This window comes from Streptomyces sp. NBC_01077 (assembly GCF_045162855.1).
Taxonomy (GTDB): domain Bacteria; phylum Actinomycetota; class Actinomycetes; order Streptomycetales; family Streptomycetaceae; genus Streptomyces.
Genome location: NZ_CP108669.1, coordinates 6,765,537 through 6,780,216 on the forward strand (window position 1 = coordinate 6,765,537; position 14,680 = coordinate 6,780,216).

Consider the following 14,680-nt stretch of genomic DNA (forward strand, 5'->3'; position numbering starts at 1 on the left):
ACGAAGACACGAGGTGAGGCGCGGTGAAGGGCACAGTCGGAGAGCTGGGCGAGTTCGGGCTCATCAGGGAGCTCACGTCCCGGCTCACCTCCACCCCGGCGGTACGGATCGGGCCGGGCGACGACGCCGCGGTCGTGTCCGCCCCCGACCGGCGCGTGGTGGCCAGCACGGACATCCTTCTCGAAGGACGTCACTTCCGCCGCGACTGGTCGACGGCGTACGACGTCGGCCGCAAGGCCGCCGCACAGAACCTGGCCGACATCGCCGCCATGGGCGCCGTCCCCACCGCGCTCCTCCTCGGCCTGGTCGTCCCCGCCGAACTTCCCGTCACCTGGGCCACCGAACTCATGGACGGCCTGCGCGACGAATGTCAGGTCGCGGGCGCCGCGGTGGTCGGCGGCGACGTCGTCCGGGGCGACACGATCATGGTCTCCATCACCGCCCTCGGCGACCTGCGCAACCACGACCCGGTCACCCGGGGCGGCGCCCAGCCCGGCGACGTCGTCGCCTACACCGGCTGGCTCGGCTGGTCCGCCGCCGGATACGCCGTGCTCTCCCGCGGCTTCCGCTCCCCGCGCGCCTTCGTCGAGGCCCACCGCAGGCCCGAACCGCCGTACCACGCGGGTCCCGCCGCCGCCGGTCTCGGCGCCACCGCCATGTGCGACGTCAGCGACGGCCTCATCGCCGACCTCGGCCACATCGCCGAGGCCAGCAAGGTCCGCATCGACCTGCGCTCCGGCCTCATCGACATCCCGACCCAGATGAACGACATCGGGCAGGCCGTCGGAGTCGACCCCATGCAGTGGGTGCTCACCGGGGGAGAGGACCACGCCATCGTGGCCACCTTCCCGCCCGACGTGAAGCTGCCCGCCCGTTGGAAGGTCATCGGCGAGGTCCTCAACCCCTCCGCGCTGCCGCAGGTCACCGTGGACGGCGCGCCCTGGCACAGCGTCGGCGGCTGGGACCACTTCGGGGAGACCGAGTGACCTCCCGGCCCCCGCTGGTGCTGACCGTCGCCGGATCCGACTCCGGCGGCGGCGCCGGCATCCAGGCCGACCTGAAGACCATGCTCGCGCTCGGCGTGCACGGCATGAGCGTGCTCACCGCCGTCACCGCCCAGAACTCGCGGGGCGTCCAGGGCGTCTGGGAGCTGCCCGTGGAAGCCGTACGCGCCCAGTACCGCGCCGTTGCCGACGACATCGGCGTCCAGGCCGTCAAGACCGGCATGCTCGCCTCTGCGGCGCTCGTGGAGACCGTCGCCGACCTGCTCGGCGACACCGCTGCCCCGGTCGTCGTCGACCCCGTCGGCGTCTCCAAGCACGGGGACTCCCTGCTCGCCGAGAGCGCGCTCGACTCCGTACGCGCGAAGCTGCTGCCCCGGGCGACCGTCGCCACCCCGAACCTGGACGAGGTGACACAGCTCACGGGCGTGCACGTCGTTCACGAGAGCGACATGCGGGTCGCGGCCGAGGCGGTCCTGTCGTACGGGCCGCGCTGGGTCCTGATCAAGGGCGGCCACCTGCCCACCGGCCAGGAGGCCGTGGACCTGCTCACGGACGGCTCCGAGGAACACTGGCTGCGCGCCCCGCGCCACGACAACCGGCACACCCACGGGACGGGCTGCACGCTCGCCTCCGCGGTGGCGTCCGGGCTCGCCAAGGGGCTTCCGGTGCCGGAGGCGGTACGTGAGGCCAAGGCGTACGTGACGGGGGCCATCGGTGCCGGATTCGCGCTGGGCGCGGGCATCGGGCCGGTCGACCACGGCTGGCGGTTCAGGGACTGAGGTGTCCGGGGGCCCGCGGGTCTCCGGCTGCCCGGCCGTATCCGGATGGCCGACCGATCCCGGCGGCCTGGGCGTCTCCTGCGACCTGACCGTTTCCGGGCAAGGCAAAAGGCCGGTTCACCTAGGTGAACCGGCCTTTCAAGGCAACCGCAGGGGCTGCGCTACGACAGAATCCGCGTCGCAATTAGCGCGAGACCTTGCCGGCCTTGATGCACGAGGTGCAGACGTTGAGCCGCTTCGGCGTCCGACCGACCACGGCACGCACGCGCTGGATGTTCGGGTTCCAGCGACGGGGCGTACGGCGGTGCGAGTGCGAAATGTTGTTGCCGAAGCCCGGCCCCTTGCCGCAGACGTCGCAGTTGGCAGCCACGGGTCACTCCAAAGACTTCAGAATTACAGTGAAATCCGGCGCACCGGAATCAGGAGTCTGAAGTGGCTTGCCGGGGGATGGCCCGGTGTGAACCGGGCAACCGAAGCAGCATACAACGCCTGCTTCGGTGGAACGAAACTACCACGGTCTCGGCGGACCCCGCCCCGGGCCCAGGTCACGAGCCGGACACCTCGGGTCTACCCTGCGGTGAACTCACCGCCGAAGGAGGACCCCCCGTTGTCGCGAGCCCTTCAGCCCTTCGAGGAGCTCGTCGAGCTCGACGCCGAGGCGGTCAGGTCCTGGTGCGCGCGCTCGCTCGACGCGCTCGGCCGGGAGCGCGAGGAGATCGACGCGATCAACGTCTATCCCGTGGCGGACGGGGACACCGGCACGAATCTGTACCTGACGGCGGAAGCCGCCCACCAGGCCGTCGAGGCCGTCTTCGCCGCCTCCGCACCCGACACCGCCGAGACCGTACGGGCCATGGCGCACGGCGCCCTGCTCGGTGCCCGCGGCAACTCCGGAACCATCCTCTCCCAGCTCCTCCGCGGCATGGCGGGCGTCCTCGCCCAGGGCTGTGACGGTGATCACCTCGCCCGCGCCCTCACCGAGGCCGCGAGCGCGGCCCGCCAGGCCGTCGCCCACCCCGTGGAAGGCACCATCCTCACCGTCGCGAGCGCCGCAGCCGGGGCCTGCGCCGCCGGCGGCGGGCTCGTCGACGTGGCCAGGAACGCCCACGACGGGGCCAGGACGGCCCTCGCCGCCACCTCCGGGCAGCTCGACGTCCTCGAACGTGCCGGAGTCGTCGACGCGGGCGGCAGGGGCCTGGTGACCGTCCTCGGCGCCCTCCTCGAAACCGTGACCGGACAGACCCCGCCCCCCGCCGCCACGGCCCGGCCCGCACCCGCGCTCCGGGAGGAGTGCCCCACCGAGGACGGGCCCGCCTACGAGGTGATCTACCTCCTGGAGGCCGAGGACGCGGCCGTGGAGCTGCTCCGCTCCCGGCTCGACGCACTGGGGGAGTCCCTCGTCGTCGTCGGCGGCGACGGACTGTGGAACGTCCACGTGCACGTCGACGACGCGGGCGCCGCCGTCGAGGCCGGCGTCGAGGCCGGCAGGCCGCACCGCATCCGGATCACCCACTTCGCCGCCGACGCGGCCACCACCGACGCACGCGGGGAGCGCGCCCAGCGCGCGGTGGTCGCCGTCGTCCCCGGCGAGGGCCTCGCCGGGCTCTGCGCCGAGGCGGGCGCGACGACCGTACGGACCATGCCCGGCGAACAGCCCGCGGGCGACGAACTCCTCGACGCGATCCGGCGGGCCCACGCGCGCGAGGTGGTCCTCCTGCCCAACGACACCGACCTGCGGCAGACCGCGGCGGCCGCCGCGGAACGCGCCAGGGCCGAGGGCATCCGCGTCGCCCTCATCCCGACCAGGGCCGCCGTCCAGGGCATCGCCGCCCTCGCCGTCCACGAACCGGACCGGCGCTTCGACGAGGACGTCGTCGCCATGACGGCCGCCGCCGGAGCCACCCGCTACGCCGAACTCGCCGTCGCCGAACGCCAGTCCTTCACCTCGGCCGGCGTCTGCCAGGCCGGCGACATCCTCGGCCTCATCGAGGGCGACGTCGCCGTCATCGGCACCGACCTCACCGAGACGGCCCGCACCGTCCTGGACCGGATGCTCTCCGCCGGCGGCGAACTCGTCACCCTCGTCGTCGCCGACGACACCCCGCCCGGACTCGCCCCCGACCTGGAGGCCCACGTCCGGCGCGGCTACCTGGCCGTCGACACCACCACGTACCACGCGGGCGCGGGGGCCCCGCCGCTGCTCATCGGGGTGGAATAGGCGCCGGTCCGGGCCGTTGTCCACAGGCTTCCGCACGCATGTCAGTCGCGTGGTGTGCAATGGAACGCGTGCCCGCGCTCGACGAACCACTCAAGAAGTCCCTCGGCCCCGCCACCGCCAAGGTCATGGCCGAGGCACTCGACCTGCACACGGTCGGTGACCTGCTCCACCACTACCCCCGCCGGTACGCCGAGCGCGGGGAGCTGACGACCCTCGCCGACCTGCCGCTCGACGAGCACGTCACGGTGGTCGCGCAGGTCGCCGACGCCCGTGTGCACACCTTCAACGGCTCCAAGGGGCGCGGCCAGCGCCTCGAAGTGACCATCACCGACGGCAGCGGCCGTCTCCAACTGGTCTTCTTCGGCAAGGGCGTGCACAAGCCGCACCACGACCTGCTGCCCGGCACCCGGGCGATGTTCGCCGGCAAGGTCTCGCTCTTCAACCGGCGCCTCCAGCTCGCCCACCCGTCGTACGAACTCCTCCGCGGCGACAGCGAGGAGGCCGTGGACGTCTGGGCCGGAGCCCTCATCCCGATCTACCCGGCCACCACCAAGCTGGAGTCCTGGAAGATCGCCAAGGCCGTCGACGCCGTCCTGCCCAGCGCCGTCGACGCCGTCGACCCGCTCCCCGACGCCCTGCGCGAGGGCCGCGGCCTCGCCGAGCTCCCCGACGCCCTGCGGCTCATCCACCGGCCCCGCACCAAGGCCGACATCGCCACCGCGCGCGAGCGCCTCAAGTGGGACGAGGCCTTCGTCCTCCAGGTCGCCCTCGCCCGCCGCCGGCACGCCGACACCCAACTCCCCGCCGTCGCCCGCCGACCCGTCCCCGACGGCATCCTCGACGCCTTCGACGCCAAGCTCCCGTTCACCCTCACCGACGGCCAGCGGAAGGTCTCCAAGGAGATCTTCGACGACCTCGCCACCGAACACCCCATGCACCGGCTGCTCCAGGGCGAAGTCGGCTCCGGTAAGACGATGGTCGCGCTGCGCGCCATGCTCGCCGTCGTCGACTCCGGGGGACAGGCCGCCATGCTCGCCCCCACCGAGGTCCTCGCCCAGCAGCACCACCGCTCCGTCACCGAGATGATGGGCGAGCTCGCCGAGGGCGGGATGCTCGGCGGCGCCGACCGGGCCACCAAGGTCGTCCTGCTCACCGGGTCCATGGGGGTTCCCGCCCGCCGGCAGGCCCTCCTCGACCTGGTCACCGGCGAGGCCGGCCTCGTCATCGGCACCCACGCGCTGATCGAGGACAAGGTCCAGTTCCACGACCTGGGCCTGGTCGTCGTCGACGAGCAGCACCGCTTCGGCGTCGAGCAGCGCGACGCCCTCCGGGGCAAGGGCAAGCAGCCGCCGCACCTCCTGGTGATGACCGCCACCCCCATCCCGCGCACGGTCGCCATGACCGTCTTCGGCGACCTGGAGACCTCCGTCCTCGACCAGCTGCCCGCCGGACGCTCCCCGATCGCCACCCACGTCGTCCCCGCCGCCGACAAACCGCACTTCCTCACGCGCGCGTGGGAACGCGTCCGCGAGGAGGTCGGGAAGGGGCACCAGGCGTACGTGGTCTGCCCCCGCATCGGCGACGAGGAGGACCAGAAGAAGAAGTCCAGGGCCTCCGCCGAGGACGAGGCCGAGAAGCGCCCGCCGCTCGCCGTCCTCGACATCGCCGAGAACCTCCGCACCGGCCCCCTCACCGGACTGCGGATCGCCGTCCTGCACGGCCGCATGCACCCCGACGACAAGGACGACGTCATGCGCCGCTTCGCCGCCGGCGAGCTCGACGTCCTCGTCGCCACCACCGTCATCGAGGTCGGCGTCAACGTCCCCAACGCCACCGCCATGGTGATCATGGACGCCGACCGCTTCGGCGTCTCCCAGCTCCACCAGCTCCGCGGCCGCGTGGGACGAGGCTCGGCCCCCGGCCTCTGCCTCCTCGTCAGCGAGATGCCCGAGGCCACCCCCGCCCGCCAGCGCCTCGCAGCCGTCGCCGCCACCCTCGACGGCTTCGAGCTCTCCCGCATCGACCTCGAACAGCGACGCGAGGGCGACGTCCTCGGCCAGGCCCAGTCCGGCGTCCGCTCCTCCCTGCGGGTGCTCACCGTCATCGACGACGAGGAGGTCATCACCGCCGCCCGCGAGGAGGCCACCGCCCTCGTCCTCGCCGACCCCGACCTCACCGCCCACCCGGGGCTGCGCACCGCCCTCGACGCCCTCCTCAGCGAGGAGCGGGAGGAGTACCTGGAGAAGGGCTGACCGCGCGGTGTGGACCGCGGTCATATCCTGAGACGTACGCACTGGACGAGGCAGGACGAGGAAACCGATGACTCGCGTGATCGCCGGCACCGCCGGCGGGCGCCGCCTGGCCGTGCCGCCCGGCAACGGCACCCGACCCACATCCGACCGGGCGCGCGAGGGCCTCTTCTCCACCTGGGAGGCGTTCCTCGGCACCCTCGACGGGGCCAGGGTCGCCGACCTGTACGCGGGCTCCGGCGCCGTCGGCCTCGAAGCGCTCTCCCGGGGCGCCGCCCACGCGCTCCTCGTCGAGGCCGAACCGCGCGCCGCGAAGACGATCCGCGACAACATCACGTCGCTCGGCCTGCCCGGCGCCGAACTCCGCACCGGCAAAGCGGAGCAGATCGTGACGGGACCGGCGCCCTCCGACCCGTACGACCTGGTCTTCCTCGACCCGCCGTACGCCGTCTCCGACGAGGATCTTCGCGAGATTCTCCTCACACTCCGCTCGGGGGGCTGGCTCGCGGACGACGCTCTCGTCACCGTGGAGCGCAGCACCAGAGGCGGAGAATTCGGTTGGCCGGCCGGTTTCGCACCACTGCGGGCCCGTCGTTACGGCGAGGGAACGTTTTGGTACGGTCGCGCCGCCTCTACGTGCGAAGACGCACGATGACCGGACCGGAGAGCGAGGGACCCAAGTTGCGCCGCGCCGTCTGTCCGGGGTCATTCGACCCCATCACCAACGGACACCTCGACATCATCGCCCGCGCCTCCAAGCTGTACGACGTCGTACACGTCGCGGTGATGATCAATCAGTCGAAGAAGGGCCTGTTCACGGTCGACGAGCGGATCGAGCTGATCCGCGAGGTGACCGCCGACTTCGGCAACGTCGAGGTGGAGTCCTTCCACGGGCTGCTCGTCGACTTCTGCAAGCAGCGGGACATCCCCGCCATCGTCAAGGGTCTGCGCGCGGTCAGCGACTTCGACTACGAGCTGCAGATGGCCCAGATGAACAACGGCCTCACGGGCGTGGAGACGCTGTTCGTCCCCACCAACCCGACCTACAGCTTCCTTTCGTCCTCGCTGGTCAAGGAGGTCGCGGCCTGGGGCGGCGACGTCTCCCACCTGGTGCCTCCGGTGGTCTTCGGCCGGCTCACCGAGCGCCTGCCGCAGAAGTGACGCGCGGCCACCGCCGCTGACGCTCCGTCACCCGGTGTCGGACGGGCACCGACTGCCCTTACAGTCGTCCCGTCCGTCTCCATCCAGCTGTAGAGAGTGGCGAGCACCCGGTGGACGTACAGAAGAAGCTCGACGAGATCGTCGCGACCGTGCAGGGCGCCCGCTCCATGCCCATGTCGGCATCCTGCGTGGTCAACCGGGCCGAGCTGCTCGCCCTGCTCGAAGAGGTACGGGAGGCCCTGCCCGGCTCTCTCGCCCAGGCGCAGGAGCTGATCGGCGGCCGCGAGCACATGGTCGAGCAGGCCCGCCAGGAGGCCGAGCGGATCATCGAGGCCGCCCACGCCGAGCGCGGCTCGATCGTCTCCGACACCCAGGTCGCCCGGCTGTCGCAGGAGGAGGCCGACCGGATCCTCTCCGAGGCCCGCCGCGAGGCCGAGGAGGTCCGGGCCGAGGCCGACGACTACGTCGACTCCAAGCTCGCCAACTTCGAGGTCGTCCTCAACAAGACCATCGGCTCCGTCGACCGGGGCCGCGAGAAGCTCCTCGGCCGCGGTCCCGGCCTCGACCAGGACGGTTACGCGGACGAGGACGCCCCCGAGTACAGCGCCGACCCGCAGACCCTGATCCACCGGGCCGACGAGTACGTCGACGCCAAGCTCGGCGCCTTCGAGGCGGTGCTCAGCAAGACGCTCGAGGCCGTCGGGCGGGGCCGGCAGAAGCTGCACGGCCGGCTCGCCAGCGACGCGCTGGGCGAGCACATGGCCGCCCAGGACGGTCTCGGCGGCACTGTGCACACCAGCGACTCCGACTACCTGGCCGGACTCGCGGAGCTCGCCGACCCCCAGCCGGTCCCGATCGCCGCGCAGGCCCCCGCGCAGATCCCGGCCCAGCAGCAGCCCGACCCGTACGCGTACCAGCAGCAGCCGCAGCAGCAGGACCCGGCCTACGGCTACCAGCAGCAGCCGGACCCGTACGGCTACCAGCAGCAGCAGGCGGATCCGTACGCGTACCAGGGTCAGTACGGCTACGAGCAGCAGCACCAGTACCAGCCCCAGGCCCCGCAGCAGCAGGCCGCCGCGCTCGACGAGACCAGTTTCTTCGACACGGGCATGATCGACCTGGAGCAGTTGCGCCGGTACGAACAGGGGCAGTAAGGGGCGCGAGGCCCGGATTGGGCCCTGAGCGAAGCGTCCAGTATCCTGGCTCTTCGGTCGCGCGTATTCCGCGATCCCCGCTGCCCACTTCTGGCAGCCCCCTCACGATTCGAAAGCAGGAAGAGCCCTGAGCACGCGCCTCGACCACCGCAACCCCCTCGTGTTCGACACGCACGAGCTGGGGCGGCGTCCTGGCGCCCTCCAGCGGCTCTCGCGTTCCGTCGAGGCCCCCACGGCCCTCGGCGTCGAAGGGGTCATCGGAGTGCCCGAGGGCGCTCCCGTGGAAATCGATCTCCGTCTTGAGTCGGTCATGGAAGGGGTGCTTGTCACAGGCACCGCCCGTGCATCGGCCGAGGGGGAGTGCGTAAGGTGTCTGGAGCCCGTCGAGCTGGAGCTCGACGTGGACTTCCAGGAGATGTTCTCGTACCCCGACTCCGACGACCGGGGCCGCTCCAAGGCGGCCGCGGGCGACGAAGCCGAGGAAGACGAGAGCATGACCCCCCTCGAGGACGGCATGTTCGACCTCGAACCCATGCTGCTTGATGCGGTGGTGCTCGCACTGCCGATGCAGCCGGTGTGCCGGGAGGACTGTGCGGGTCTGTGCTCCGAGTGTGGAGCCAACCTGAACGAGAACCCGGACCACCACCATGATGCCGTCGACGCTCGTTGGGCGGCATTGCAGGGACTCGCCGGTTCGCTGGGAACCGATGAGAAGGACAACATGAGCGGCAAAGCCTCTGACGGGGACGTCCGAAGCGCCGCCGAGAAGCAGGAGAAGTAGCCGTGGCTGTTCCGAAGCGGAAGATGTCGCGCAGCAACACGCGCCACCGCCGGTCGCAGTGGAAGGCTGCGGTCCCCACCCTGGTTTCGTGTGAGCGTTGCCAGGAGCCGAAGCTGCAGCACATCGCGTGCCCGAGCTGCGGCACCTACAACAAGCGCCAGGTCCTCTCGGTCTGATTGGGCTGGTGAGAGGCGCAATGTCTGAGTCCCGCAAGACGGACGACAAGACGGACCATGCCTCGTCCCACACGCTTCTGGAAGGGCGGCTCGGCTATCGGCTCGAGTCCGCCCTTCTGGTGCGTGCGCTGACCCACCGTTCGTACGCGTACGAGAACGGCGGTCTGCCCACCAACGAGCGGCTGGAGTTCCTCGGGGACTCCGTGCTCGGCCTGGTGGTCACGGACACGCTGTACCGGACCCACCCCGACCTGCCGGAAGGCCAGCTGGCCAAACTGCGGGCCGCGGTGGTCAACTCTCGTGCGCTGGCGGACGTGGGGCGCGAACTCGAACTCGGCTCCTTCATCCGGCTCGGCCGGGGTGAAGAGGGCACGGGTGGCCGGGACAAGGCGTCCATCCTCGCCGACACCCTTGAAGCGGTGATCGGCGCGGTCTATCTCGACCAGGGCCTCGACGCGGCGTCCGAGCTGGTGCACCGGCTCTTCGACCCGCTGATCGAGAAGTCCTCGAACCTCGGTGCCGGCCTGGACTGGAAGACCAGTCTCCAGGAACTCACCGCGGCCGAGGGTCTGGGTGTTCCGGAGTACCTCGTTTCCGAAGAGGGCCCGGACCACGAGAAGACCTTTACTGCTGCCGCCCGCGTCGGTGGTGTCTCGTACGGCACCGGCACCGGCCGCAGCAAGAAGGAAGCGGAACAGCAGGCGGCGGAGTCCGCGTGGCGCGCGATTCGCGCGGCCGCGGACGAACGCGCGGCGGCGGCGAAGGCCGCGGCCGAGGCGGGAACGGGAGAGGTCGCCGACCCCTCTCCGACCGCCCACCGGGCGTCGGCCTGACGGCCGTACCCCTCGCTTCCCGAGAACCCCGCCCCAGGGCGGGGTTCTCGTCTTTTCCCTCTGGGGCGGCCGGTAGGGTTGAAGCGCTGTCGAAGACATCCGTCCGGAGGAGTCCCGTGCCCGAGCTGCCCGAGGTCGAGGTCGTACGGCGCGGTCTGGAGCGCTGGGTCGCCGGACGGACCGTGACCGAGGTCGAGGTGCTGCACCCCAGGGCCGTACGACGGCATCCGGCGGGCGGCGCGGACTTCGCGGCCCGGCTGAAGGGGCAGCGGTTCGAGGTGGCGCGGCGGCGCGGCAAGTACCTCTGGCTGCCGCTCGCCGAGACCGGCGTCTCCGTCCTCGGACACCTCGGCATGAGCGGGCAGCTGCTCGTCCAGCCGGAGGACGCCGCGGACGAGAAGCACCTCCGCATCCGGATCCGGTTCGACGATGCCGCCGGCACCGAACTCCGCTTCGTCGACCAGCGCACCTTCGGCGGGCTCTCGCTCCACGACCAGACCCCCGACGGGCTGCCGGACGTCATCGGGCACATCGCCCGCGATCCGCTGGACCCGGAGTTCGACGACACCGCCTTCCAGAGCGCGCTGCGGCAGCGCCGTACCACCGTCAAACGGGCACTGCTCGACCAGTCGCTGATCAGCGGCGTCGGCAACATCTACGCCGACGAGGCGCTCTGGCGGTCCCGGCTGCACTACGACCGGCCGACCGCCACCCTCACCCGCCCGCGCTCGGCCGAACTCCTCGGGCACGTCCGGGACGTGATGAACGCGGCCCTCGAAGTCGGCGGCACCAGCTTCGACAGCCTGTACGTGAACGTCAACGGCGAGTCCGGCTACTTCGACCGCTCGCTCGACGCCTACGGCCGCGAGGACGAGCCCTGCCACCGCTGCGGTACGCCGATGAGGCGCCGCGCGTGGATGAACCGCTCCAGCTACTTCTGCCCGCGCTGCCAGCGGCCCCCGCGCGCGAGCGCCTGACGCTCAGGCGCCGACCGGGGCCTCGCGCTCCGCGTCGTAGCTCTCCCGGGCCGCCTCGACCTGGGGCATACGGCCCTCCACCAGCTCGATCAGGCCGATCAGCCGCTCCGCGATCTCGCGGCCGAGCGGGGTGAGCCGGTAGTCGACCCGCGGCGGGTTCGTGGGCTGCGCCTCGCGATGGACGAGGCCGTCGCGCTCCAGGGCGTGCAGGGTCTGCGACAGCATCTTCTCGCTCACGCCGTCGACGCGGCGCCGCAGCTCGTTGAAGCGGAACGTCCCGTCGTACAGGGCGCCCAGCGTCAGGCTTCCCCAGCGTCCCGTCACGTGCTCCAGCGTGCCGCGCGAGGGGCAGGCGCGCGCGAACACGTCGTAGGCGAGGTCGTCAGTCATGCCCTCCACCGTACTCCCGCGCAGCGCTTACTGCCATGATGGCGCTAACTAGCAGCTTGCGCTATCTAAAAGTTAGTGCTCTACTTCTGGTCGTCCCCCTCGGGCCGTCCCCCTCCGGTCGTCCCCGCAGACCTGTCCCTGTACGAGGAGCCTTTTGTGACCACCCCCGTCGTCTCCATCGCCTACCACTCCGGTTACGGCCACACCGCGGTCCTGGCCGAGGCCGTCCGTGACGGCGCCGCCGACGCGGGCGCCACCGTCCACCTGATCAAGGTCGACGAGATCACCGAGGCCGAGTGGGAGCTGCTCGACTCCTCCGACGCGATCGTCTTCGGCTCCCCGACCTACATGGGCACCGCCTCCGGCGCCTTCCACCAGTTCGCCCAGGACTCCTCGAAGCGATGGTTCGCCGACGCCTGGCTGGACAAGCTCGCCGCCGGGTTCACCAACTCCGCCTCCAAGAGCGGCGACAAGCTGCACACCCTGCAGTTCTTCCAGATCCTCGCCGGCCAGCACGGCATGAACTGGATCAACCTCGGCCTCAAGCCCGGCTGGAACACCAGCGAGGCCTCCGAGAACGACATCAACCGGCTCGGCTTCTTCTCCGGCGCCGCCGCCCAGACCCCCAGCGACCTCGGCCCCGAAGGCGTCCACAAGGCGGATGTGGCCACGGCCGAACACCTCGGCCGCCGCGTCGCCCTGACGGCCCGCACCTTCGCGGCCGGCAAGGCCGCCGCCTGAGGCTCCCGTACGGACGTCCCGTACGCGGGGTTCGTACGGGATCCCGTACGGTACGGCCGTACGGGATCCCGTACGCGAAAGGGCCCCGCCACCGAGTAGGTGACGGGGCCCTTTCCGCTTGTCCAGCGGGCCTACCGGCTCAGTAACCGAAGTCCTGGGTCCACCAGGGGCCGCCGCCGGCGAAGTGGACGCCGACGCCCAGGGTCGTGAAGTCGCAGTTCAGGATGTTGGCGCGATGGCCGTCACTGTTCATCCAGGACTCCATCACGGCCGCCGCGTCGGCCTGGCCGCGGGCGATGTTCTCGCCGCCGAGGCCCGAGATGCCCGCCTTCTCCGCGCGTGCCCACGGTGTGGCCCCGCTCGGGTCCGTGTGGTCGAAGAAGCCACGGGCCGCCATGTCCGAGCTGAACGCCCCGGCCAGTGCCGCGAGCCGCGCGTCGGCGCTCACCGGCGAGCAGCCCACCTTGGCGCGCTCGGCGTTGACCAGACGGACGACCTCCGCCTCGGCGGCCACACCGCGGTCGGCGGTGGAGGGGGCCGCGGTCTTCTCGACCGGGGCCTCGGTCGTCGGGTCGGGCTTCGGCTCCGCCTTCGGCGCGGGGGCCTTGGTGGAGGGCGCGGCCGTGGTCCTCGGGGTCGCCGGCTTGGTGGTAGGGGCCTTCGTCGGCGTCTTCGTCGGAGCCTTCGACGGGGTGGGCGTCGCCTTCGGCGTCGGCTTCGTGGACGGGGTCGCCGACGGCGAGGCCGCCTTGCCCTTGCCCTTGCCCTTGCCCTTGTCCGTGCCCGCGCTCGCCTTCGTGCTCGTACGCCCGCTGCCCGAGTCGCTCGTCGGGGTCTGCGTGGACCCGCCCTGCGTCGTCAGCTCCGGAGCCTGCCGGGACTGGCTCGGGCGCTCGCTCGTGCCGACGCTGCCGACCGTGAAGGTGTCCCCGCCGGGCAGCAGGCCCGAGGCGACGGCGATGGCGCCCACCGCGACGGCGGCGGAGGCTCCGAGCAGGCCGGTGCGCACGGGCGCGCCGCGCCGCTTGCGGCGGGTACCCCGGTGCCGGTGGTCCGTACCGTCCGCGTAGTCTTCTGCGGCGGGTGCGGCTCCGGCTCGACGGTGGCGTCCCATCTGGTCTGCCTTCCTCTGCTGGTCCTGCGATGGCCTTGCCGGACTTTGCCGGTCTTTGCTGATCTTTGCTGTCGGTACCGTTCCGGACCGGCAGTCGAACAGCGCGGGCCCGAACGGGTGAGGCGTGTTCGGTCGGGACTGTAGTCCATGCGAGCCGGGGGCGATGTGCTCATCTGGCAATCCGCCCGTTAGCGTGCAGGCATGAGTGACGACGTTCGGATGACCGCCTGGGTACGCGGCCGGGTACAGGGAGTGGGCTTCCGCTGGTTCACCAGGGCAAACGCTTTGGAGATCGGCGGCCTGGTCGGCTTCGCCCTTAACCTCGACGACGGCCGGGTACAGGTGGTGGCCGAAGGGGCGCGTGAGAATTGCCACCGTCTGCTCGCCTGGCTCCACTCCGCCGACACACCCGGGCGAGTGGACGGCGTCACTGAGATCTGGGCCACCCCGCGCGGCGGCTACGACGGCTTCGCCATCCGCTGACGATCACTCTCCGACATCTCTTCCGGTGACCGAGAGGGGCGTCGGAAGGACGCGCGGTAACAGGCGTGTGACGGGGAAACCGCCTGGTGGTTGCCAAGGAGCGCCCGTCGTGGAAGGCTGCCGGGTAAGGATGATCGCGACGCCCTGAGGCACCGAGTCTGCGAGGCCCCGCCGCCCGTTGAGCGGCTGTGGACTCCTCGGTCGCCCCTTCAAACGGGGCGTGATCGTGTTGACCGTCAAACTTTTTGGTGAGACTCTGGAAGCCCCGCGCACCTTAGCTGTTTGGCAGTGGAACCGGCACGACAAGCAGTACTGCCGAGCACCGCGGGTGCGAAATCCCTCACGACCCAACCGCTTCGGTCGGTCACTCATTGTGGAGGACCATCCATCATGGCAAAGGCGCTTCTCGGTTACGTCGGCGGCTCCGACCCGCGACTCCTCGCCGAGATGCGACGGCTTCAGCAGCGCGTCCAGGACCTGGAATCCGAGCTGGTACGGATCCAGTCCGAGAACGACTCGCTTGCCGCTGCCGCCGCTCAGCACCAGGGAGAGTCACTGCTGAACAGCATCGACCTCGACGTACCCCAGGCGGAGCCTGCGCTCACCTGACAACCCAGCCC

General features: G+C 71.2%; 17 protein-coding genes. 14 read left to right on the forward strand and 3 right to left on the reverse strand.

Going from position 1 to position 14,680, the window contains the following annotated elements; genetic code table 11:
• The first annotated feature begins 23 nt into the window (after positions 1 to 23).
• Positions 24 to 986 carry a thiamine-phosphate kinase gene (locus OG462_RS30760; protein ID WP_017235962.1) on the forward strand — a complete coding sequence of 321 codons (963 nt, stop codon included), beginning with the start codon at positions 24 to 26 and terminating at the stop codon, positions 984 to 986.
• Positions 983 to 1,783 (forward strand): bifunctional hydroxymethylpyrimidine kinase/phosphomethylpyrimidine kinase, encoded by an 801-nt coding sequence (gene thiD / locus OG462_RS30765; RefSeq protein WP_406062568.1) that lies wholly within the window; start codon positions 983 to 985, stop codon positions 1,781 to 1,783. Before OG462_RS30760 ends, thiD begins: the two co-directional genes overlap by 4 nt.
• A 184-nt stretch (positions 1,784 to 1,967) precedes the next feature.
• Here thiD and rpmB read toward each other — a convergent pair whose 3' ends face one another.
• Complete coding sequence (rpmB, locus tag OG462_RS30770; protein WP_015036441.1) at positions 1,968 to 2,153, reverse strand: 50S ribosomal protein L28; 186 nt, start codon at positions 2,151 to 2,153, stop codon at positions 1,968 to 1,970.
• 237 nt (positions 2,154 to 2,390) lie between these two features.
• On the opposite strand from rpmB, the gene OG462_RS30775 reads away from it, so the two are divergent.
• From OG462_RS30775 to mutM, 9 genes are all read left to right on the forward strand, one after another.
• Positions 2,391 to 4,001: a DAK2 domain-containing protein gene (locus OG462_RS30775; RefSeq protein WP_406062570.1), complete on the forward strand. Its 1,611-nt coding sequence runs from the start codon at positions 2,391 to 2,393 to the stop codon at positions 3,999 to 4,001.
• A gap of 59 nt (positions 4,002 to 4,060) precedes the next feature.
• Positions 4,061 to 6,253, forward strand: coding sequence for an ATP-dependent DNA helicase RecG (gene recG / locus OG462_RS30780; protein WP_406062571.1), 2,193 nt, complete (start codon positions 4,061 to 4,063; stop codon positions 6,251 to 6,253).
• A gap of 67 nt (positions 6,254 to 6,320) precedes the next feature.
• Entirely contained in the window at positions 6,321 to 6,905 is a 585-nt protein-coding gene (rsmD, locus tag OG462_RS30785) for a 16S rRNA (guanine(966)-N(2))-methyltransferase RsmD (RefSeq protein WP_406062573.1), read from the forward strand.
• Positions 6,906 to 6,931: 26 nt separating this feature from the next.
• The gene (coaD, locus tag OG462_RS30790; protein WP_406066794.1) at positions 6,932 to 7,411 is read left to right on the forward strand and encodes a pantetheine-phosphate adenylyltransferase; all 480 of its coding nucleotides are present in this window, start codon (positions 6,932 to 6,934) and stop codon (positions 7,409 to 7,411) included.
• A 110-nt stretch (positions 7,412 to 7,521) separates the two neighbouring features.
• Positions 7,522 to 8,565 carry a cell division initiation protein gene (locus OG462_RS30795; RefSeq protein ID WP_406062575.1) on the forward strand — a complete coding sequence of 348 codons (1,044 nt, stop codon included), beginning with the start codon at positions 7,522 to 7,524 and terminating at the stop codon, positions 8,563 to 8,565.
• A gap of 127 nt (positions 8,566 to 8,692) precedes the next feature.
• The gene (locus tag OG462_RS30800; RefSeq protein WP_406066795.1) at positions 8,693 to 9,346 is read left to right on the forward strand and encodes a YceD family protein; all 654 of its coding nucleotides are present in this window, start codon (positions 8,693 to 8,695) and stop codon (positions 9,344 to 9,346) included.
• 2 nt (positions 9,347 to 9,348) lie between these two features.
• Complete coding sequence (gene rpmF, locus OG462_RS30805) at positions 9,349 to 9,522, forward strand: 50S ribosomal protein L32 (protein WP_015036448.1); 174 nt, start codon at positions 9,349 to 9,351, stop codon at positions 9,520 to 9,522.
• Positions 9,523 to 9,542: 20 nt separating this feature from the next.
• On the forward strand, positions 9,543 to 10,355 hold the full coding sequence (gene rnc / locus OG462_RS30810) for a ribonuclease III (RefSeq protein ID WP_318207691.1): 813 nt from the start codon (positions 9,543 to 9,545) through the stop codon (positions 10,353 to 10,355).
• A gap of 116 nt (positions 10,356 to 10,471) precedes the next feature.
• Complete coding sequence (gene mutM / locus OG462_RS30815; protein WP_406062578.1) at positions 10,472 to 11,332, forward strand: bifunctional DNA-formamidopyrimidine glycosylase/DNA-(apurinic or apyrimidinic site) lyase; 861 nt, start codon at positions 10,472 to 10,474, stop codon at positions 11,330 to 11,332.
• Positions 11,333 to 11,335: 3 nt separating this feature from the next.
• Here mutM and OG462_RS30820 read toward each other — a convergent pair whose 3' ends face one another.
• Complete coding sequence (locus tag OG462_RS30820) at positions 11,336 to 11,722, reverse strand: winged helix-turn-helix transcriptional regulator (protein ID WP_386561421.1); 387 nt, start codon at positions 11,720 to 11,722, stop codon at positions 11,336 to 11,338.
• Between the two features lie 156 nt (positions 11,723 to 11,878).
• On the opposite strand from OG462_RS30820, the gene OG462_RS30825 reads away from it, so the two are divergent.
• Positions 11,879 to 12,463 (forward strand): flavodoxin family protein, encoded by a 585-nt coding sequence (locus OG462_RS30825; RefSeq protein WP_406062580.1) that lies wholly within the window; start codon positions 11,879 to 11,881, stop codon positions 12,461 to 12,463.
• Positions 12,464 to 12,602: 139 nt separating this feature from the next.
• Here the strand turns inward: OG462_RS30825 and OG462_RS30830 are convergent, their stop codons facing one another.
• The gene (locus OG462_RS30830; protein WP_406062581.1) at positions 12,603 to 13,577 is read right to left on the reverse strand and encodes a CAP domain-containing protein; all 975 of its coding nucleotides are present in this window, start codon (positions 13,575 to 13,577) and stop codon (positions 12,603 to 12,605) included.
• Positions 13,578 to 13,778: 201 nt separating this feature from the next.
• Between OG462_RS30830 and OG462_RS30835 the strand changes: the two genes are divergently transcribed.
• Positions 13,779 to 14,060 (forward strand): acylphosphatase, encoded by a 282-nt coding sequence (locus OG462_RS30835; protein WP_030325609.1) that lies wholly within the window; start codon positions 13,779 to 13,781, stop codon positions 14,058 to 14,060.
• Between the two features lie 390 nt (positions 14,061 to 14,450).
• Positions 14,451 to 14,669 (forward strand): hypothetical protein, encoded by a 219-nt coding sequence (locus OG462_RS30840; protein WP_015036455.1) that lies wholly within the window; start codon positions 14,451 to 14,453, stop codon positions 14,667 to 14,669.
• Positions 14,670 to 14,680 lie beyond the last annotated feature (11 nt).